Annotated in this window: 16 protein-coding genes and 1 pseudogene; 8 read left to right on the forward strand and 9 right to left on the reverse strand. The window is 37.1% G+C overall.

All coding sequences use genetic code 11. The features are described 5' to 3' along the window. Positions 1 to 5: 5 nt before the first annotated feature. Positions 6 to 614, reverse strand: coding sequence for a DUF4304 domain-containing protein (locus tag EW028_RS05775; RefSeq protein ID WP_131520220.1), 609 nt, complete (start codon positions 612 to 614; stop codon positions 6 to 8). Positions 615 to 1,152: 538 nt separating this feature from the next. Between EW028_RS05775 and EW028_RS05780 the strand changes: the two genes are divergently transcribed. Further along, positions 1,153 to 2,061, forward strand: a complete 909-nt coding sequence (locus tag EW028_RS05780; RefSeq protein WP_131520221.1) for a C40 family peptidase — start codon at positions 1,153 to 1,155, stop codon at positions 2,059 to 2,061. 128 nt (positions 2,062 to 2,189) lie between these two features. On the opposite strand, the gene EW028_RS05785 is transcribed toward EW028_RS05780, so the two are convergent. Next, the gene (locus EW028_RS05785) at positions 2,190 to 3,719 is read right to left on the reverse strand and encodes a DHA2 family efflux MFS transporter permease subunit (protein WP_048392785.1); all 1,530 of its coding nucleotides are present in this window, start codon (positions 3,717 to 3,719) and stop codon (positions 2,190 to 2,192) included. Positions 3,720 to 4,740: 1,021 nt separating this feature from the next. Next, positions 4,741 to 6,171, reverse strand: coding sequence for a MocR-like pyridoxine biosynthesis transcription factor PdxR (gene pdxR, locus EW028_RS05790; RefSeq protein WP_054550146.1), 1,431 nt, complete (start codon positions 6,169 to 6,171; stop codon positions 4,741 to 4,743). Positions 6,172 to 6,523: 352 nt separating this feature from the next. On the opposite strand from pdxR, the gene qoxA reads away from it, so the two are divergent. The 4 genes from qoxA to qoxD are packed head-to-tail and all read left to right on the forward strand — an operon-like array spanning position 6,524 to position 10,263. After that, positions 6,524 to 7,414 carry a cytochrome aa3 quinol oxidase subunit II gene (gene qoxA, locus EW028_RS05795; RefSeq protein ID WP_054550145.1) on the forward strand — a complete coding sequence of 297 codons (891 nt, stop codon included), beginning with the start codon at positions 6,524 to 6,526 and terminating at the stop codon, positions 7,412 to 7,414. Between the two features lie 20 nt (positions 7,415 to 7,434). Beyond that, complete coding sequence (gene qoxB / locus EW028_RS05800; RefSeq protein ID WP_131520222.1) at positions 7,435 to 9,384, forward strand: cytochrome aa3 quinol oxidase subunit I; 1,950 nt, start codon at positions 7,435 to 7,437, stop codon at positions 9,382 to 9,384. Further along, on the forward strand, positions 9,381 to 9,977 hold the full coding sequence (qoxC, locus tag EW028_RS05805; protein ID WP_036079094.1) for a cytochrome aa3 quinol oxidase subunit III: 597 nt from the start codon (positions 9,381 to 9,383) through the stop codon (positions 9,975 to 9,977). The genes qoxB and qoxC overlap by 4 nt, the downstream gene beginning before the upstream one ends. 1 nt (position 9,978) lies before the next feature. After that, positions 9,979 to 10,263, forward strand: coding sequence for a cytochrome aa3 quinol oxidase subunit IV (gene qoxD, locus EW028_RS05810; RefSeq protein WP_036079092.1), 285 nt, complete (start codon positions 9,979 to 9,981; stop codon positions 10,261 to 10,263). Positions 10,264 to 10,649: 386 nt separating this feature from the next. Here qoxD and EW028_RS05815 read toward each other — a convergent pair whose 3' ends face one another. Next, on the reverse strand, positions 10,650 to 11,204 hold the full coding sequence (locus EW028_RS05815; RefSeq protein ID WP_131520223.1) for a helix-turn-helix domain-containing protein: 555 nt from the start codon (positions 11,202 to 11,204) through the stop codon (positions 10,650 to 10,652). 134 nt (positions 11,205 to 11,338) lie between these two features. On the opposite strand from EW028_RS05815, the gene EW028_RS05820 reads away from it, so the two are divergent. Beyond that, positions 11,339 to 12,553 (forward strand): MFS transporter, encoded by a 1,215-nt coding sequence (locus EW028_RS05820; RefSeq protein ID WP_131520224.1) that lies wholly within the window; start codon positions 11,339 to 11,341, stop codon positions 12,551 to 12,553. Positions 12,554 to 12,719: 166 nt separating this feature from the next. Beyond that, positions 12,720 to 13,577: a PhzF family phenazine biosynthesis protein gene (locus EW028_RS05825; RefSeq protein ID WP_066036764.1), complete on the forward strand. Its 858-nt coding sequence runs from the start codon at positions 12,720 to 12,722 to the stop codon at positions 13,575 to 13,577. A 126-nt stretch (positions 13,578 to 13,703) separates the two neighbouring features. Here EW028_RS05825 and EW028_RS26045 read toward each other — a convergent pair. From EW028_RS26045 to EW028_RS05845, 5 genes and pseudogenes are all read right to left on the reverse strand, one after another. Further along, positions 13,704 to 13,834, reverse strand: a pseudogene (locus EW028_RS26045) (ABC transporter ATP-binding protein); the annotation flags it as partial. Between the two features lies 1 nt (position 13,835). Continuing rightward, positions 13,836 to 15,152: an argininosuccinate lyase gene (argH, locus tag EW028_RS05830; RefSeq protein WP_131520402.1), complete on the reverse strand. Its 1,317-nt coding sequence runs from the start codon at positions 15,150 to 15,152 to the stop codon at positions 13,836 to 13,838. 32 nt (positions 15,153 to 15,184) lie between these two features. Then, complete coding sequence (locus EW028_RS05835) at positions 15,185 to 16,756, reverse strand: APC family permease (RefSeq protein WP_048392799.1); 1,572 nt, start codon at positions 16,754 to 16,756, stop codon at positions 15,185 to 15,187. A 291-nt stretch (positions 16,757 to 17,047) separates the two neighbouring features. After that, positions 17,048 to 18,343, reverse strand: coding sequence for a helix-turn-helix domain-containing protein (locus tag EW028_RS05840; RefSeq protein ID WP_054550140.1), 1,296 nt, complete (start codon positions 18,341 to 18,343; stop codon positions 17,048 to 17,050). 184 nt (positions 18,344 to 18,527) lie between these two features. Continuing rightward, positions 18,528 to 19,409: a GNAT family N-acetyltransferase gene (locus tag EW028_RS05845; protein ID WP_131520225.1), complete on the reverse strand. Its 882-nt coding sequence runs from the start codon at positions 19,407 to 19,409 to the stop codon at positions 18,528 to 18,530. A gap of 419 nt (positions 19,410 to 19,828) precedes the next feature. On the opposite strand from EW028_RS05845, the gene EW028_RS05850 reads away from it, so the two are divergent. Next, complete coding sequence (locus EW028_RS05850) at positions 19,829 to 21,352, forward strand: spore germination protein (protein ID WP_066036767.1); 1,524 nt, start codon at positions 19,829 to 19,831, stop codon at positions 21,350 to 21,352. The last annotated feature ends 8 nt before the right edge of the window (positions 21,353 to 21,360 follow it).

Genomic DNA, 21,360 nt, shown 5'->3' on the forward strand with positions numbered 1-21,360 from the left:
GATGACTAATTTCCCCCAAATTCCACACCGTATTGATTGAAAATGGCTTGGTATTTATTTTGAAAAATGGACCACCTCTGTTCGGTTCCATGCTTCTTCTGCAATGCATTATAATAGAGCTTTGCTGTTGTTACATCATTGGCTTGTAATAACAAATGAAAACTTTCTTCGCCCAAGTGCAAAAATGGCCCTGCTATATAATAATCAACAATGGATCTTGCAGAAGTCATCGTTTCATAGAAATTATGAACCTCCTCTAACCCCAGCAGCAATAATTTTGTTATTTCGTCCAAATTTGTAGTGGCTGTGATGGAAAATCGATCAGGTGCATCTTCGACAATGGAGTTAATCCTTGCTCGGAAGTGACATTCTGCTTCTTTGGGTGCTGTCACCATTTCTCTTGATTGTAGCCGTGCTAGCTCTGCCGCATATATCCCACAGTTCACATAAAACATCATAGTGTCGGCTGTATTACCAGAGGATTTTTGGAAATTGATCAGATAGATAAGGTTTTCAGTTGTTCGATAGAAATTCAATCCTTTCTTTTTAAAGCCTAGCTTGATTAGAAATGGCTTGATGTCCTGTTTTATTAATTCATTAAAAATTTGCTGCAATGGAATACCTCCTTCTCCTTTAGTATTCATTCGATTTATGTTTCCTTATTATTTCATTAGCTCGCAGCTGTATTTCTTCATGTTGAACCTACTTATTTTATATAGTTTAACGTATCCATTGCTCAAAAACATAAATTAAGGCTAACTTTTCCTATCTAACAGTAAACGACTTTGCAGTTACGGGAGCTACATAAAAGCAGAATTTTCTACCACTATCCTTAGTGTCATAACGTAGTATCACCTAAAAATAATAATGTTTAAATAACCGTTATGCTGGAAAGCCACTATTACAATAACGATTTTTCAATTGGATAAAACGTTTAAATTAACACTTATGTCCCTATAAATCCATTAATTTCATATATTTTTAGTAAAATTACCCATTATTATTGCAAAAGTTTTACACAATTAAAATTAAGGTTTCAATTTTGGTGATTAGGGGTAATTGGTAATATTATTGAAAAATAACTCTGCCCTATTTCATGCTATTCTTACTTTAGTTCAAAGGCGAAAGCTTTTTGAGAGGAGTAAGATTGATTTGAAGAAAAAATGGTTACTACCCATTTTCGCATCGTTTATGTTCTTTACAGGTATGGGTATTCATGATGCGAAAGCGGCAACAATAGCAGATATAACAAATACAGCCAAAGCATATATAGGAGCTCCTTATAAATATGGAGGAACGGATATTAAGACAGGTGTGGATTGCTCAGCATATACACAGTTAGTTTTTTCTAAGCTAGGCATTTCATTAGAGCGTACATCTAAAGCTCAATACCAACAAGGTACTTCGATCGCAAAAGACAATTTAAAAACGGGTGATCTCGTATTTTTTAATACATCTGGAAGCGGTGTTTCACACGTTGGTATATACATAGGTGACAATAATTTTATCTCAGCTACTACAAGTTCTGGGGTTAAGGTAGATACAGTGAATGACCCATACTATTGGGGTTCACGTTATGTAGGAGCAAAACGTATTGCCAACTTCTCTGATTATGGAGAAGTAAAAGATGCGGAAATTGACTTTAGCATATATGCATCGCGTGGAGAGGTAGCTCTTCGATTAGCTAATAAATTACATTTAGATACGAGTAATACGAATTCAAGTTTCCCAGATATTTTGCCTTCGTCTAAATATGCAGGTGCTGCAGAGGCACTTAAAAAAATTGGCGTTTTTACGGGTGATGATAATGGAAAGTTCAATCCTGGTTCTCCAATGACACGTGGACAACTATCTAAAGTCTTAGTGGAAGCATTTCATTTAACACAGCAAGGAACAGCTGAACAATTTATTGATGTTCCAGGCTCACATTGGGCAAATCATTATGTAGGGATCCTTGCTTCGAATAAAGTAACCGTAGGTAAAGGTGACGGCACATTCGGTGTGAACGACAATGTCACATTGGTCCAATTAGAAGCCTTTATCCAACGATTAGCTCAATAACTACTAGAAAAGGTATTTCATCTATGGATGGAATGCCTTTTTTTATTCTTACTAGGTTTCCCCACCTCTATATAAAATGTCTTAAGAAAAAACGGGCGTTGCTAAACTGAAGCAACACCCGTCTACTATTATTCCTCTACCTGTTTTCCAGCAACTTCCCCACCTGAGTGATTATCATAGTTAGGCTTAACTCGCTTTATAAAGAAGGCAAGTATGAGTGCGATGGCCGCAATCAATGTGGAAAGGAAGAACGTATAATTGATGCCATGCAGCATGGCTTCGTTTAAGATTTGCTGTTTTACTTCGCTGGCAGACTGTGTCGTAGCCTGTGCTGCATTGGCACTCATATTGTTCATCGCACCTGCAGCCAGTTCCTCTGCCTTGGCAGTTGTTTTATTGTTCATAATCGTAATCAGCACCGCAGAACCAATCGCACCAGAAACCTGTTGTAATGTGTTGTTCATAGCTGTACCGTGTGGATTATTGTGTGCTGGTAGCTGATTTAAACCATTTGTCATCACGGGCATCATTACCATAGACATCCCAAACATACGTAATGTATACAGCAGCACCAATGTAGAATAAGCTGTATCCATACTAATTTTACTGAAGTAATATGTCGTAACAATGGTAATGATCAAGCCAAATACAGCCAAGCTTCTTGCCCCGTATTTATCAAAGAGCTTCCCTGTAATCGGAGACATAATGCCCATCACAATGGCACCAGGCAGCATGAGTAGACCTGAATCCATTGGGGAAATACCACGAATGGTTTGTACGTAAATAGGCATTAAAATCATAGCCGAGAACATCGCCACCGAAATAACGATGGAGATGGCTGAGGATAAGGCAAACATTGGATATTTGAAAATCCGAAACTCAAGCATGGGCTCATCCATTCGTAGCTGACGAAGGGTAAACGTAATTAAAGCAATCGTCCCAATAATAATAGTTCCATATACAAGGATATGATCCCATCCTTTTTCACCTGCGGAACTAAAGCCATAAAGCAAGCCGCCAAATCCAATGCTTGATAGAATAAGAGAAATTACATCGAGCTTAATGGCACGTTGTGGTGTCACATCCTTTAATTTAAAGGCTGCAAAAATTAAAGTTAAAATGGCAATTGGTAGCACAAGATCAAATAACATTCTCCAGCTATAATGCTCGATTATCCAACCAGAAAGCGTCGGCCCGATCGCTGGAGCTGTAATCATGACAAGACCGAACATCCCCATTGCAGCTCCTCGCTTTTCAACTGGAAATGCAGTTAGCATCACATTCATTAATAAAGGCATCATGATTGCTGAGCCTGCAGCTTGGATCATACGTGCTGCTAATAACACACCAAATGCAGGTGCAATACTAGCTAGAAATGTACCTAATGTAAACAGAGCCATCGCTGTAATAAATAATTTTTTATCTGTAAAGCGTTGAATGAAGAATGCACTGGCAGGAATTAAAATACCGTTAATTAGCATATAGCCTGTAGAAAGCCATTGTACTGCAGTGGCTTTCACATCGAATTCGTCCATAATGGCTGGTAGTGCAATGTTGAGTAAGGTCTCATTTAAAATAGCAACAAAGGCCCCGATAAATAAAATGGCAATCATGCCATAAGGCGCTTTTGTCTCAACTGAAATGGTTTTCTCTGACATATAGTATCAGTCCTACTTTCTTTATCTTTTTCAATTTCATTCACATCTTTAGGAAGCCATTTGATTGTCTCAAACAATGGAGCTTCTTCGTGTGTTTGTTCCCCCAATCTGCTGTTTTGCCCCTGCTGATTTCATCGCAACCACCCCTCAAAAAATTTAAATTAAAATTGTTGACGACACAATAGATTGTATTGTATAATTAAAATAGGGATAATACGCGGTATAATAATTATACAGTGTCTATCTCTATAAATTTATCACAAGACTATACATATTTCAATGTATTTCTCATAAATTTTTTCCCAAAAAGTCGATCCCTGAACTACAGGAATGCGGCTTTTTTTGTTGTCGTTATTTTTTAAATAATCCTTCCCTAGTGTTAATTCATAATGTAGTGGCGGCTTCTTGTAAGTGTAGCGGCGATTATGCAAAACACTAATGATAGCTCCACCAAATTGTCTTCTTGCACTACTCAACTACTTTTAATGAAAAAAAGCAGCCACCTAGCATCGATTGAATATCGAGACTAAGTGGCTGGATGGTGTTTTTTTAACTAAGATTTAAGTGTCCGTATAGAAGGGGTGCCTATTTCCCCACTATACCTTTGTGGGAATTAAAATATAATAAGGTGTGACTGCCTTGATGTTTTCTCATCAGCAGCCTAAAGCTAACGATTGAGACTGTTTGAACAGGTAAAACTGAGAAAACCAACGATACTTGTTGTGAATTTTTTAAATCTCTTGATTAAAGTGTTTGCCTATTTTTATAGCGAATCAAGTGAACTACCTCTTCACTGATATCTTTCTCTTGCTACTAACAGGTTTGTCCTATCACCTTCCAGATCATAAAAAATTTCATTACTTGTGTGAATAATTGTGAATCCATCCACACTGCCATGATAGTAGTTAGCCTTAATGGATAGTTGTTATCCATGACTCTATCTTAAATACTTTCTAGCGAATTTAAACCATCCACTTAAGCACTTTCTTAGCCATCCACTTGGCTATAATTTACAAAATTACTAGAAGCTATTTAGAGCTTGTGCAAACCTTTTAATCCCCTCATTGATTGAATGAACATCCTCCCTCGCATAAGTGAAGCGTACAAAACCCTTTTTGGAGCCCATCGTAGATCCAGGAACATAAATGACGCCTCGCTTAATGGATTCCTCAAGTAATTGCGTTTCGTTATATTCCTTGAGAACATGACACCATAAATGTATCCCACCTTGAGGAATGGAAAACGTCACTTCGTCCTTTAAATACATATCGAGGCTCTGTACAATGGTATCTCGTCGTGTTTCTAATTCCTTCACTAAATGCTTAATATGCAAATTAAAATTAGGGGATTCTAAAAAATCATTGGCAATCCATTGCGTGAAACTAGAATGCCCAAAGTCAATTTGTTGCTTGGCATCGGATAGTCGTTCGATTACAGATGTAGGACCAACAATCCATCCTATTCGTAAGCCTGAGGCTACAATTTTGGACAAAGAGCTAATATATAAAACATTCCCGTTCTTATCGAGCGATTTAAGCGTAGGCATTTTATCCCCCGAAAAAGCTGTTAGGCTATAGGGGTCATCTTCTACTACTGGTATACCTAGTTTAGAGGATATGTCTAGAATAGCTTCTCTTTTCTTTAAATCTAAGGAAGATCCCGTAGGATTATGAAAATCAGGATTTAGAAAAATCATTTTAATTCGATGTTTTTTATATAATACTTGCAAATCATCCGGGTTAATGCCATCCTTATTGACAGGAAGATAATGGATTTGTAAGCCTGCTGTTTTAAATATAGGCAGATTAAAGTTGTAAGAAGGATCTTCTATGGCGACTGCATCTCCAGGCTTTAACAGGCATTGGACAATCAAATGTAGGGCTTGCTGTGCTCCTGAAGTAATCAGTATGGAGGAAGGCTTTGTCTCAATTCCTCTGCTTTTTTTAATATGCCGTGAAAGAGTTGTCCGTAATATGTCACTCCCTAAAGGATGGTCATACCCAAGGCTACCGATAAATGAACGCGTTGCGGTAATTTCTCTCAAGGCGCTTTTGGGAAAAAGATCCTCGGATAATTCGCCAGTAGCTAGATTAATTAATTTATGTTCAATAGCCTCTTTTCTAATTTTTTGGGTAACAGGAAGGTTCGGTAAAAAGGAACCTGCCTCAATATAGCGATTCCAGCTAGGAATTCGTTTCCTCGTAATGCCCCAGATGTCTTTGCTAATGGTTGTGCCACTTCCACGATTTCGTTCAATCAGCCCCATTGCTTCCAATTCATCGTATGCATTAACTACCGTACTTCTGTTTACACTCAAAGCGTTTGCTAAATAGCGCTCAGATGGTAAGGGTTTATCGGGTGGGAATGTCCCATCTGCAATCCCCTTTTCAATGTATTCTGCGAGCTGCTTATAAATCGCTTTTTTTACTGTTCGATCAGGTTTCCAATCCATGTTTACTCACCTCAGTTATGCCTTATCCTTTCTTAGCTCTAGTAAATAAGCTAAAAAGACAATCATACTATAACAATATTTGAAACTAACCATCCATTTCCTTATTAATTTCACCATCCACTTTCAATTTCAATCCATTTTTTTTGATAAAAGCCCTTATTTGATGCGCATTTCCCTCTATAAAATTATACTGAAATTATTTTTCTCGTTTGAGAACATTCTGTGTTATCTTGGAAAACGCCTTGTCTTTCAAAAGAAGTCCCCCTATTATAAAAATCAATTGTGAATCGAATTCCATACAAACCCGTAGTAGCCTATAGCACTTCAATGAAACAGTTAAAGGGGTTTGTTTATGAAAAAAAGTTGGCTCAGATTAATTGGTCTTTCCACTATTGTCACTATGCTAACAGGCTGTGACCCATTGTTAGTATTAGATCCAAAAGGACCTCAAGCTCAAGTGCAAGCCAAAGATATTATGCTTTCGATAGGGATTATGTCCTTTATCGTACTCATTGTTTTTGTGTTGTTAGCTTATATGTTAGTGAAATTTCGTGCATCTAAGCAAAGCCCTGACTATAAGCCTCCCCACATTAAAGGGAGTACAAAGGTGGAAATCATTTGTGTAGGTATACCCGTTTTAATTGTAGCGTACCTATCCTTTATTTCTGTTGAAAGTAACTATAAGGTGGAATCTACACCAGAGAAATACAAACAGGAAGAGCCGTTAATCATTTATGCTTCAACATCGAACTGGAAATGGCATTTTAGCTATCCAGAGGAAGATATTGAAACGGTGAATTATTTGTATATTCCTGCAGAGCGTCCTATCGAATTTAAACTTTATTCTTATGGACCAATTACAAGTTTCTGGATTCCTCAACTGGGTGGTCAAAAATATGCAATGGCCGATATGGTGAATACATTGCATCTGGCTGCGGATCTACCTGGGGAGTATATGGGGAGAAATGCAAACTTTAATGGTAAAGGGTTCGCTGAAAATACGTTTAACGTAACAGCAGTGACTCAGGATGAGTTTGATGATTGGGTGAAGGAAGTAAAAGCAACAGCTGAACCATTAACAGAAGAAAAATTTAATACGTTGCTAGAACCAGGACACGTTGGCCAATCAACCTACACTGGTACACATTTAACATTCCTGCCAGCCCCTGAGGGTGAGAATGGTGGACATCAGCATGGTACATCACACATTAAAGATCATGCTTCTCAACAAAACGATCATTAATTAAAAGGAGACATAGTCATATGGAGTACTTCGAACGATTTGCTATACCCCATCCAAGCCCAGCTATCTATGCATCGATGGTTGCGATTGGACTGGCGGTGATAGCAATTATAGTTGGCTTAACCTACTTTAAAAAATGGGGCTACCTTTGGCGTGAATGGTTAACAACGGTTGATCATAAACGTATTGGTATTATGTATCTAATTTCTGCCCTTCTGATGCTTTTCCGTGGTGGAGCAGATGCGATTATGATGCGCGCCCAAATGGCTGTACCTGACAATACATTACTTGATGCGCAGCATTATAATGAAATCTTCACAACACATGGAACAGTCATGATTATTTTTATGGCCATGCCTTTTATTATGGCCTTTATGAATTATATTGTGCCCTTACAAATCGGTGCAAGAGACGTTGCTTTCCCGCGATTGAATGCATTAAGCTTTTGGCTATTTTTCATGGGGGCCATGCTACTAAATATATCCTTTGTTATAGGTGGCTCCCCTGATGCTGGCTGGACGAATTATTTCCCTCTAGCAAATAATGAATTTAGCCAATCTGTAGGAACAAACTATTATTTATTTGCCTTACAGATTTCAGGTCTTGGCACATTAATTACTGGTATTAATATGATTGTGACGATACTTAAAATGAGAGCACCAGGCATGACACTTATGAAAATGCCGATGTTTACGTGGTCTTCATTAGTAGCAAACGTGATTATCGTTTTTGCTTTTCCAGTTTTAACGGTAGCTTTAACGATGGGAACTTTTGACCGTCTATTTGCTACTAATTTTTTCACAACATCCGATGGTGGTATGGATATGCTGTGGGCAAACTTTTTCTGGGTCTGGGGGCATCCTGAGGTTTATATCCTGATTTTACCTGCGTTTGGGATCTACAGTGAGATTATTTCTACTTTTTCAGGACGCAATCTCTATGGCTATAAATCAATGGTCGGCTCCATGGTAATCATTTCCTTCCTTTCGTTTTTAGTATGGACACATCATTTCTTTACGATGGGACAAGGTGCTTTAACAAATAGTATTTTCTCGATTACAACGATGGCTATTGCCGTCCCAACTGGGGTTAAAATTTTTAACTGGTTATTCACCCTTTGGAAAGGAAAAATTGTTTTTACAACGCCAATGCTTTACTCCATGTTATTTATTCCTACCTTTACAATAGGTGGCGTAACGGGTGTAATGCTTGGCATGTCAGCCGCTGACTATCAATACCATAACACAATGTTCTTGGTTGCCCACTTCCATATGGTGATTATTCCTGGTGTTGTCTTTGCTATGCTAGCTGGCTTACACTACTATTGGCCAAAAATGTTTGGCTTTATGTTGAATGAAAAAATCGGCAAGTGGACGGCTTGGATTATTGCCGTCAGTACGCTGCTAGCCTTTATGCCAATGTTTGTCTCTGGCTTAGATGGACAAGCACGCCGTATGTACACTTATTCTGCCTCTACTGGTTTTGGGCTGTGGAATATGATTTCGTTTATCGGTGCAATTGGCTTAACAATTGGTTTTATCTTAATTGTTTACAATGTTATTTACAGTATTCGTTATTCACCAAGGAATGTTGGGTCGGATCCATGGGACGCTCGCACATTAGAGTGGGCTACACCAAGCCCTGTGCCTTATTATAATTTTGCCAAGGTTCCACACGTGATTTCAACAGAAGCGTTATGGGATGCAAAATATCATCAGCATGAACTGTTCCCAGAGCCATATGAAAAGATTCATATGCCGAATAATAGCGGTGTACCTTTCATATTAGGCTGTATTTTCTTTGCATGGGGCTTCTCCTTTGTTTTTGGTATGTGGATACCAACAATTCTCACAACCATTGGTATTTTTATCTGCATGGCTCACCGTTCATTGGAAAAAGATCCAGGACACTATGTACCTGTCGAAAAAGTGAAAGCAACGGAATCGAAATTGCGAGGTAGTCAATTATGAAAATCGATCAATCACTTCCTTTAGAATATAGTACTCAGCAAAATCAATTGAATATATTAGGCTTCTGGGTGTTTATTGGTGCTGAAATTATGCTTTTCGGCACATTATTCGCAGGTTATTTTGTTTTAGTAGACCGTACTGGGAATGGTCCAACAGGAGCGGAGATTTTTGAAATTACACCTGTTTTATTTGAAACGTTTATTCTTTTAACAAGTAGCTTTACCATTGGCTTAGGTATACATGCTATGCGTAAGGGCTATACGAAAGCAATGATTTGGTTTTATGTTTTGACATTAGTACTCGGTGTCGTATTTATTAGTTTTGAAGTTTACGAGTTTATGCACTATATTCATGTTGGTGCGAGCTTACAGACGAGTGCCTTTACGGCTGCCCTTTTAACAACATTAGGAACACATGGTGCACACGTTACCTTTGGGGTATTTTGGGGAATGTTCATCGTCTATCAGCTCATCCAACGTGGTTTAACACCAGAAACAGCCAATAAATCGTTTATCTTCTCTTTATACTGGCACTTTTTAGATGTGGTCTGGATTTTTATTTTCAGCTTCATTTACTTGAAAGGAATGGTGTAACATGAGTGATTTATTCCCGATGAAACAAGTCATGGGGTTTGGTGTGTCCATAATCCTTACGATCATTGCGGCATGTGTATATTTTTTCAATCTATCTTTTCCGATTACTATGACTATTTTATTAGTCACAGCATTTATTCAGGCAGGCTTGCAGTTAGTTGTCTTTATGCATGCTGGTGAAACAAATGATAAACCAGCCATCTATACCAATATTTATTATGGCTTAATTATTGCGCTCGTGACCATTTTCGGAACATTATTATGTATGATTTGGGGTTATATCTAAATAGAAAAAAATCGTCCTTACTTAACTTAGTAAGGACGATTTTTGTATGGAAACGCATGATATATAGTCAAAAGACAATGAGGATAAACAACAATTCTTTGAAATTTTCACCATCAAAGTAAGAGTCCACGCTTTCATTCATTGTGATATCAAGTAATCATTGTGAGATTGGTTGAATGGGATAAATATAGGATTGCCTTTATCAATGTTTATTTTTATAACGCCAATTTTAACGATTTCCTCGTTTAAATGATTGGCGTGTAGCACATCCTTTACAAGCTTTTATTGATATTCATGAAAATAATAAACAATGATGAAATCGATAATCAGAATTATTTTTTCCTCCCCAAAATAGGATCAACTTCTGCTTGATTATTGTTGAACAATCATGGGGTTGTATATGTTAATGACAGCATTAAATGTACTTTTTCATCCGAGTGATTGATATACGTGTGAAGTTCTTCACCCTTGAATTTAATGACATCCCATTGGTTTAGCTGATGGGTTTTCTCTCCGACCTTTAGCTCCAATTGCCCATTTAATACAAGCACAATTTCCTCGGAACCTGCTAGGTGACACTCGCTGTATTCACTATTCGGTTCAAGACGACCTCTAAACCACTCAGTTCCATTTGTTTTGAATAATGGATCGACAAACCAGTCGTTATTATGACCTGCGAATTGGTAGTCTGAGCCAAAACGATGAACCTCTATATTTTCTTCAAAAGATAGTAAAGCGACAAGCGGAATATTAAGCCCTCTACAAATTTTCCAAAGAATATTGACAGTCGGATTCGTTTCCCCTCGTTCAATTTTCCCTAACGTCAATTTACTAACATTGCTGACATTCGCCAGCTCCTCTAAACTCATCCTTTTGCTTTTTCTAATTTCCCGTAAATTTCCTCCAACTTGTCCAGATAAGTCGATATTTTCCTCCTGCATTCTGCGCACCCCTCCCATTGACTTTGTATAAATAGTATATTATAGTATACAAGTCGATTAATTATAGTTTATTTTTTTAATTTAAAAGTTAACTATAGTATATCAAATAATAACTAAAAGAGGTGTTTTCAGTGATGGCGAAATCAAAAAACTTTCCGATTATTTGGAGCGTTTTTTCTTTGTTTATACTATCTATGAATTTACGAGCTTCGATCACATCTATCTCGCCGGTATTGAAAAATATTCAAATGGATTTGCAGATGACAAGTGTTGTTGTAAGTTTATTAACAGCACTTCCCGTATTTTGTATGGGGATTTTTGCACCATTGGCTGGCAAGCTAAGTGAACGATGGGGTATCGAATGGACGATTGGGCTATCCGTTTTATTAATTGGTGTATCAACAGCTTTACGGTTAGTGGCAACTTTTCCTTTATTTTTATTAGTAACAGCTATTCTTAGTGGGATAGGTATTGCTATTACAGGTCCACTGATTTCAGGCTATATCAAAAAGGAATTTCCTAAATATTCTTCTACGATGATCGGTGTATATTCTGCGGGTATGGGAATTGGAGCGTCATTAAGTGCTGGCTTAGTTGTGCCTGCTATGCATGCTTTTCATCAATCATGGAACGCAGCTTTAGCAATATGGTCGGTATTTGCTTTTATGGGTATTATTGTTTGGATTCCAATTATCAAAAAATCCAAGCATTCTCAAGAGTCATTAGAGAAATCTACAGGTCAAAAAAGTCGACTACCTTGGGGAAACCGATATGTTTGGCTCCTTATGGTCATGTTCGGTTTACAATCTGGCGTTTATTATTCCCTCGCGACATGGCTCGCTCCAAAAGTACAGGATATGGGATATAGTGATGCCTACGCCGCAACAACGGTCACTATTTTTTCTGTCATGCAAATGATTTGTAGCTTTATTATTCCCATTATCATTAATAACAGCATGAAGAGAAAGCCTTGGATGCTACTGTGTGCTTCAAGCTCCTTTATTGGCATTTTGATGTTAATTCTGGGCGGCATCTCGCCCATTTTCTGTGCGACGTTAACAGGGATCGGTGCTGGTGGTTTGTTCCCATTAGCAATGATTTTACCTTTAGATGCTACGACGACACCAAAAGAGGCAAGTGAATGGACAGCGATGATTCAATTCGGTGGCTATATCATTAGCGGCATCATTCCTATGCTTGTTGGTGTCATCAAAGATATGACGAATACATTTGACGTTGCCCTTATCACCTTATTCATCATCATCATCATCATCATTATCATGGTGCTGACGTTAAAGGTTAAAACAAAGATGGAATCAGCTACTATTCGCGTTCTTCCTAGTAGATGAAGTAAGGCGTCTTTAAACCGTGTTTCAAACAGTAGACATTCTATTTTTGAAAATGTCAGATGCTAAAATAGTTTGTCTCTTGCTTTTTAGCAAATTTACCCAACAACATTTTTACGTAGTTCTTTTTATGCTACAATTCACTATAAATGAGGAAGGAAGATGTTTTATGAAAATATCTGTTTATGTTGCAAGTGCATTTAGCAAGGATCATCAAGGCGGGAATAAAGCAGGAGTGGTATTTAATGAGGATACATTGACCACTACTCAAAAAATGGCGATAGCTAAAGAATTGGGCTATGCGGAAACCGCATTTATATCAGCATCTGAAATGGCTGATTATAAATTAGAGTATTTTACACCAAAAGAAGAGGTTGATTTATGTGGTCATGCCACAATTGGCGCTTTCACGATACTGATGCATTTAAATAAACTTTTCAAGGATCGCTATACGATTGAAACAAACAGCGGTGTTCTTACTATTACCATAAAAGATGACATCATTTTCATGGAACAAAACAAACCGATATTCTATGATATTATTTCTCCAAACGACTTTATCGATTGTTTTGACATTAAAGATATAGACAATAAATACCCAATACAAATTGTTTCCACTGGCTTAAAAGATATTTTAATTCCGATAACAAGCGAAACACAATTACATGCACTGCAACCTAATTTTGAAAAAATAAAAGAAATCAGCGAGTATTATCATGTTGTTGGGACGCATCTGTATACGTTTAATGACAATCGAATAATATGTAGAAATTTTGCTCCACTATACGACATCAATGAAGAAGCAGCGACTGGAACTTCTAACGGTGCATTAGCTTGCTACCTTTATGAACAGCACCACTTACAAAAGGAAGTCTATATATTTGAACAAGGTTATTCTTTACACTCTCCTTCCGAAATATTAGTTAAATTAGCAACCAATAGCAAGAATGAAATAGAAAAAGTTTATGTTGGCGGCAAAGGCTATTACTGTGAAACAAAATATTTAAATGTAGAAGATATGGTGTGAACAATTTAATTTCTCAACCTCAGACTGTAGATTTTTTGAATTTTAATTTAAAAATAGAAAAATAGATAAAAAGACAAACACATTTTTATAATTGAACAATGTGTTTGTCTTCAATTTCTGCTACCTTTTATGAGCTTGTGGGACGTAACCGATTCGTTTCCATTGCTTAAGTGGTACATCCTCAATGAATGCCTTGCCTTTTTTCCACCCTAGAAGCCCGTCATGCATTTCAACAAAGTCGTTTTCCCTGCTTCATTATCATAATAAACCTACTTTAATCCCCTTATTTAAAATATTTTGATAGTCAATATAGTCATAGATATCGTCATCGATGAACGAACTTAATTCTTTCAATTCATCCATTGTTAAATCTTCAATGGCTTTGTCATGATCTTCACAATAAATAACGATAGAACCCACGATGCTGTGTGCATCTCTGAACGCAACGCCTTTGCTCACTAAATAATCAGCGACCTCTGTTGCATTCAGAAAACCTCCTTTGACTGCTTTTTTCATGTTTTCACTGTTCACCTTCATCGTAGCAATCATTTTTGACATAATTTGTAGACAAGATAATACGGTGTCCAATGCATCGAAAAATGGCTCCTTATCTTCTTGCATATCTTTATTGTAAGCAAGTGGTAAGCCCTTCATTGTTGTTAAGAGTGAAGTCAGTGAACCATATACACGTCCTGTTTTGCCTCGTATCAGCTCAGCGGCATCAGGGTTTTTCTTCTGTGGCATAATACTGCTGCCAGTAGAATAGGCATCATCAATCGTAATAAATCTAAACTCTTGACTACTCCACAAAATGAGCTCTTCACTTAATCTACTTAAATGCATCATAATGATTGAAAAATCTGACATTAACTCTAATAAATAGTCGCGATCACTTACGCCATCTAAGAAATTATCTACAGGCTTAGAGAAGCCTAGCTCATTAGCTGTCATCTCACGGTTAATCGCATGAGTAGTTCCTGCTAATGCTCCACATCCAAGCGGGCTTTCGTTCATAATTTCTATCGCTTTCACAATTCTTTTTTTATCGCGGTTTAACATATGATAATAAGCCATCAAATGATGTTGAAACGTTACAACCTGCGCACGTTGAAGATGTGTGTATCCTGGCATCATAACGTTATTGTCTTTTGCTTTTTGTTCTAAGCTCTGTTGTAACGCTTCAATTGAGGCAATCACCTCAAACGCCTTGTTTTTTGCATAAAGTCTAATATCTGTTGCTACTTGGTCATTACGACTTCTCGCTGTATGAAGTTTTTTCCCTGTGTCACCGATCCGTTGAGTCAAATTCGACTCTACGAAACTATGAATATCTTCATAATTTCCTTCAATTTGTAATGTGCCATTATCAATATCCTCTAAAATGGAAAGAAGTGCATTCTCAATATCTTGTCCTTCCCTCTCAGTCAATAAATTGCATTGTACTAGCATATGGACATGGGCAATACTGCCTTTAATATCTTCTTTGTAAAGTCTTTGATCCACCTTTAATGAACTATTGAAATCTTCCATTAATTTGTTTTCTTCTTTTCTAAAGCGACCGCCCCAAAGCTTCATCATTCATTCTCCTTCAATCAATCTATTAAACGTTATGATATTTCAGAAATGCTTTCCTGTAATTCCTCAATATTTCCTCTTTTACGCATATACCAGACACCATTGTAAACAGCAAAATAGTAAAAGGCTAAGCCAAATATAGCGACAATTACGGACATATAAGGGTCAGGAATGATACCTTTCCCACCGAAATTCCCTAAGAAAGACATCAATACAAGCATTAAAATATAAATAATAATGTAGATACCACCAAAAAATTCAACTGATTGGTGTTTTTGAATAAAGAAAATTACTAAATAACAAACAATACCTATTATTAATCCAGTAATGGCTAGCTGTACCTTACTCCAATTTGTCCAATAAATAAGCAGTGTGGCAAAAACGAATGCCATTGGCGCAATGAATTGCATACCAGGTAGCCCATTATTTTTTGTCAGACCTACTCTACGGAAAACCATAACCGTTACACATGCTGAAGCATATTTAAAAATACCGATAGCTCCTACAATCGCAACGATAGCTGTCCAGCTTTTCAGTGGGAATAAAAATAATAATCCTACTAGGAAATTGAGTGCCAGTGCACGTGTTGGAACACCGAATTTTTTATTAATTGTTCCAAAATAAGATGGTAGGAATCCACTTTTCGCCATACCAAATACATGTCTTGACGTACCAGCTGTATAAGTAAGAGCTGAACCTGTTGGCGAAACCATCGCATCAGCTGTAATAATCCAAGATAGCCAAACCATATTAGCCATCATGGCTAAATTAGCAAATGGTGAATCAAATTTAATGCCACTCCAACCATTCGCTAACATTTCTGTTGGAACTGCGCCGATAAATGTAATTTGAAGTAACACATATAATACTGCCGCAACACCTAATGATGTAATGAGGGCAAGTGGAATATTTCTTCTAGGGTTGACGACTTCCCCACTCATCATGATGACGTTACCAAACCCAGTATAAGCAAAAAATATTCCGGTTGTTAAAATGGCACTTAAACCAGCGCTATAGCCATTTGGTGCAAATCCTTGGCTTGAAAAATTCTCTGGATGAAAGCCTGTCATAAAAAATGCAATGATTGTTAGTACAGGGACTATAAACTTAATTGTTGTAATGATATTGTTCGTGACTGCGAATAATTTCACCCCAAAATAATTGAAAACAACAAAGAATATCATTAAAACCATCGCTGCAAGAATACCTGATGTTGTCAGTTGTTCTTTTCCTACATCATATAACCCTGGCCAAAACTGATTGGCATATTGAATAACACCTGATGATTCTACGGGAGCTGTAGCACAATAGCCAAACCAGATTGAATAACTAGTAACGGTAGCAAGCATTTTTCCGTGAGAATAAAGCGGATATCTTGCTAGGCCTCCTGTTTCAGGTTTTACTCTTCCTAATTCAGCATAAACAAGCGCTATGAGTGTGATAACAAACGCACCAATAATCCAAGAAAGTATGGCTGCCGGGCCTGCTAATTTAGCAGCTACCCATGGTCCAAAGAGCCAACTAGATCCTATTATTCCCCCTAGAGATAATGTTGTAAGTGACCAAAACCCCATTTTCTTTTTCAAATATTGTTCTTGACTCATGAATGTTCCCCTCTCTGAAAAGAGAATATTGGTATGACCCTTTTAATTTGGACGCTTCAATAAAATGACGTTTTGACAGAAAAAATTTACATATTTTACTCTGCAGTGCAATGTAGTGTAGGTGACTAATATAGATTGTGCTCCTTTCTAGATGATGAAACATTGCACACATTTTTCATGCACCATTAATTAAAGGTTATTAAAAGGTGTTTACCTTAAAATGATTTTATTTTAATCGTTTGAATTTTTCAACACTTTTTTACAAAAAAAATAACCATCTCACTTAGATGGTTATTTCAAACGATAAATTTTACTTGGTCGTCCTCTGGATATTTGTGCGTCTTTCCCTGTGTATTCGACGAGATCAACCTCACATAAACTGGCTAAAATGCGTCTAGCATTACTTTCATCCCAATAGAGATGTGCTGCTAAATCTTTAATGGTGAATTCCTGCCAATTCATTTTTTTAATAAGTGTGTATAATTTACTGTAATTTTTTAAACTAATTTTTGCTTTTTTTAATTTCTCTAATAAAATGTCATCATTAATACGGTATGAAAAGCTCACTTCATCTTCTTCACCAGCCGATTCAGTAATCGTTCCATTTTCTTGGACAATCACAATTGGTTGCTCCGATTTCTCCTTGGAGAGCTGGATGGCTCGCTGCGCATTGATTTCCGCAGAGTGAACGGTTACCCCATAGCCAATTCCGACAGTGACTGTTGTATGGGATTCATGTGATAGCTGATAGATGGTATCCTGTAAATCCTTGATTTTACGTTCAATGGCTCCTCTCGAACTAAAAATGATATAGCGGCCATTTCCTTTTTCTAATAAGGAGCCATCTAGTTGCTCACAAAATCGCAATAACGTTTCCTTTAATTTTAATTCCAAATACTGTAAGTGATAGGAGCTCTTCGCTTTTTCAGAGATTTTATCAAAATGTTCGATTTCGATAATTTGCACACCGATCTGTGTATCCTTAAAATAGAAGGCTCTAAGTTTTTCTTCCAGTATTCGTAATGTTTGGCGGATTTCCATATCTGTAGTGGAAATGTGATAAGCAGGGACACCTACCTCTTTCAGCCCGCGATAAACAGCTTCAAAGCAAGTCAAAGCACCTGCTGTTTTTTGTTGATTCCATAAGTCGATATGAAAATCCATTAATTCTTTTGTACTGGTATTTACATCAAAGGTTTTCACATAGATTTCTTTAGGCGCAAAATCTAGCTGTTTGACGGCTTGCTCCAAGTGTGAAGTCGTGATTTCATCAATGCTTACCTTGTTCAAAAATTCTCCCTGATAAAAGCCCATATGCAATAGACATTTATAAATGCCGGATTCAGTATGTTGAATATAAACTAAGTTTTCACCTGATTGTAACGTATTTTTCGCAACCATATACGAAATTTGGCCAGAAAAAAACCATGCATCAACAGCGTGATGATTATCCTTTACGATATTTACGGTTTCATGAAAATCATGATAGGGAAATGCTACGAAATTCATAGTCATTTCGTATTCTTTGCCTAATTGAATGATGCGCTCTACAGATGAATTAGGGCCAATGACTCCAACTGTATACATTTTTTCCTCCTAGTAAAATTACTTTATATATACCATTCTATAGAGAATTGCCCAATATTTATAGTGTCAATTAAAAAAGTCTGTTTTGGTAAAGGACAAGGGGACAGGAGTCGCTCATATTTTATTCAAAAGCGCGCCCATTCTTTAATTCACAACGCTCTGATACAGCCTTCTGAAACCCAACTTAGCAATGGGATGTTAAAGGAAACATAAAGTGCCCTTGTAAGAAGGGCTTTTTCGAGAGAATGAATAAGGCATCGTCATCATTTGTGGTGATGGTGGCTGTCATACCTTCGATTGTAAAGTCAGGTGTAAAATAGAATACTACTTTTTTTGTTGTATCCTTAATAATGCTTGCTAATACAGTCTCTGCATTGGTTGCCTGTAAAGAGATGATATCATAAATATTTAATACCCCTTCCTCCTCCTCCATTAATACTATTGTGTCAAATTCTTCTAAATAGTAAATAGCATGAGGGAAAACTAACGTAAAATAAAACATTAATAAACTTTCATTTTCCTCAACAGCAATCATACTAGAATGGATATAACGATTTTTTGCATACTCTTCAAGAAGTGCTAGATTCTGCTCAATTGTCAGCTGTTGGACGCTGGTCTGCTTTGGTTGAATAGGTCTTGTGGTAAGATCTAAGCTGTATTCACTTTCATGGATTCGCGTAAAGCCAAACTTCGGATAAAAATCTAGTACTGTTTCATTGGCAAAGAGATACATGAAATCACAGGCACCTTCGTGCTCTTTCATGAGATGCAGCATCAACTGCTTTGCCAAGCCTTGATGACGATAATGTTCATCCGTCATCACTGTACCAATCTGAATTCCCTTTAATCGCTCACCATTTACGCGAATCGACATCTTATAAATAGAAGCATTCGCGATTACTTTTCCTGCTTGTACAAATGAGTAAGGAATATATTGGTCATTCCAATAGCCTTTGTTATACCAGCCTCGAAAGTCCAAACCAAATGTTTTCATTGCTAAATCATTAAAACTTGCCTTTAAATTTTCATTGTGACGATAATCACTAACTAATTCATATTTTGCCACGTCTATTCCCTCCTATTTTATGTTTCAATCGCTAATTTTTGTGGGAATCATCACCTCCTAAAAACAGAAAAAGACCCTATGAGAACAAGCTCATAGAGTCCTTTGTTATATAAAATATAACTGTGGATTAGACATCATTATGCTTCTCTTTTATCGCAAAAGGCATTACTAAATAGACCCTATAATTTTTAAAAAAATTATAGAATAACCCCTTTATTAAATTCATTGGAATTTAATTTGCGATAATTAGTTTTAGCATAAAAAAGGCTAATCTCCCTTCTGTTTTTAAGATTACTATTATATTACCGTTATTTGTTAGATATGTCTACATGATGAAAATAAATGAAATAAGTATAGAATACCCCTTTAAAGCCTATTCTATAAACGAAGTTAGCAATGAAGGGAGCCTACCATTTACTATGAAATTTAAACTACCTTTCAACAAACAACAACAACAACAACCAGTTCAAGAGGCGCCTAAAGAAAATCTTGTGAGAGTTGCACATGCCACAGATCATTTTATTCAATCCATTAAAAATGCAACGAATCATCCAGCCGATTTAATCATTAAATCTCTTCCACCAAACGTCACCCTTATTTACATCGATAATTTGATCGATGATCAGACTTTAAATAATGATATTATTGCTAATTTACAGAGCAAGCCTCACGATACACCCGAGGCAATTGAGATGGCCCTTTCTATTGCAGAAGTCAGTCAATCCAGTCTACTAAGGGAAACCGTAGAATTGATGGTCAATGGTCATGTTGTGATTCACATAGGTGGCTTCCCGCAGACTATTTTAGCCAATATCGCTAGCAGAGAGTCTAGAGCATTGTCAGCACCTGAGAATGAATCGCAGGTAATTGGTACACAGGTTGGATTTAATGAGAGTCTATCTACCAATATTTCCTTGATTCGTCGCTACATAGTGAGTCCTAATCTTTGTAATGAAAAAGTAAAAATTGGTACACGGACAAGTACCTCTGTTTCTCTTTTATATATGCGAGGCATTGCCAATGATCAAATGGTTCAAACAATGCGTCAACGAATCAAAGATCTTTATATCGATGAGCTTATCGATAGTGCCGTATTAGCTGAAATGATTGATGATAATTCACTATCTGTCTTTCCACAAATGCTATTGACAGAAAGACCTGACAGATTTTGTGATGGCATTTTAGATGGAAAAATTGGGGTTCTCGTAGATGGTAGTTCAATGGCTATCGTTTCCCCTCAAGGATTTACTGAGTTTTTTCAAAGTCAAGAAGATCAAAATTTAAGATGGCAAATTGCTACTTTTCTTCGTTTATTACGACTGGCTGCCTTCTTTTTATCTGTTTATTTAACACCATTTTATGTGGCAGCTCTTACCTTTCATTATGAAGTGATTCCACAAGCCTTTCTCGTACCATTAAGTGAATCAAGGGCTTTAGTTCCTTTCCCGCCCATATTTGAGGCTTTGCTGCTGGAATTTATTATTGAACTACTGAGAGAAGCAGGAGCCAGATTACCAACTAAAATTGGACAAACAATCGGTATCGTTGGTGGTATCGTTATTGGAACAGCAGCTGTACAGGCAGGGATTACCAGTAATATATTGCTGATTATCATTGCGTTAAGTGCCCTAGCCTCTTTTACGTCGCCAAGTTATATGATGGGCAATGTGATTCGTCTTATTCGCTTCCCTATCATTATACTTGCAGGATTTTGGGGTTTTTATGGTATCATGTTGGCTTTTTGTTTTATTCTGATTCATTTGTTACGTCAGTCAAGCTTGGGTGCTCCGTATATGTCTCCCTTCTATCCACCGAGGTTGAAGGAAATGCGGGATAGTATTATTAGAATGCCTGTCCCATTAACATCAAAAAGACCTGCTTTGACAAGACCAAAGGATGAACATAAATTTGTGCCAGAGCCAGTGAAACCTGATAAAAGTTGAACTGAAGG

Source organism: Lysinibacillus sp. OL1 (assembly GCF_004332175.1).
GTDB lineage: Bacteria > Bacillota > Bacilli > Bacillales_A > Planococcaceae > Lysinibacillus > Lysinibacillus capsici.

Coding starts and splice junctions, on each gene's coding strand:
- EW028_RS05840 (WP_054550140.1), bottom strand. CDS start 18,343: ATGTATACAGTTGGAGTCATTGGCCCTAATTCATCTGTAGAGCGCATC.
- qoxB (WP_131520222.1), top strand. CDS start 7,435: ATGGAGTACTTCGAACGATTTGCTATACCCCATCCAAGCCCAGCTATC.
- pdxR (WP_054550146.1), bottom strand. CDS start 6,171: ATGGATTGGAAACCTGATCGAACAGTAAAAAAAGCGATTTATAAGCAG.
- EW028_RS05850 (WP_066036767.1), top strand. CDS start 19,829: ATGAAATTTAAACTACCTTTCAACAAACAACAACAACAACAACCAGTT.
- EW028_RS05820 (WP_131520224.1), top strand. CDS start 11,339: ATGGCGAAATCAAAAAACTTTCCGATTATTTGGAGCGTTTTTTCTTTG.
- EW028_RS05785 (WP_048392785.1), bottom strand. CDS start 3,719: ATGTCAGAGAAAACCATTTCAGTTGAGACAAAAGCGCCTTATGGCATG.
- EW028_RS05835 (WP_048392799.1), bottom strand. CDS start 16,756: ATGAGTCAAGAACAATATTTGAAAAAGAAAATGGGGTTTTGGTCACTT.
- EW028_RS05815 (WP_131520223.1), bottom strand. CDS start 11,204: ATGCAGGAGGAAAATATCGACTTATCTGGACAAGTTGGAGGAAATTTA.
- EW028_RS05825 (WP_066036764.1), top strand. CDS start 12,720: ATGAAAATATCTGTTTATGTTGCAAGTGCATTTAGCAAGGATCATCAA.
- argH (WP_131520402.1), bottom strand. CDS start 15,152: ATGAAGCTTTGGGGCGGTCGCTTTAGAAAAGAAGAAAACAAATTAATG.
- qoxA (WP_054550145.1), top strand. CDS start 6,524: ATGAAAAAAAGTTGGCTCAGATTAATTGGTCTTTCCACTATTGTCACT.
- qoxC (WP_036079094.1), top strand. CDS start 9,381: ATGAAAATCGATCAATCACTTCCTTTAGAATATAGTACTCAGCAAAAT.
- qoxD (WP_036079092.1), top strand. CDS start 9,979: ATGAGTGATTTATTCCCGATGAAACAAGTCATGGGGTTTGGTGTGTCC.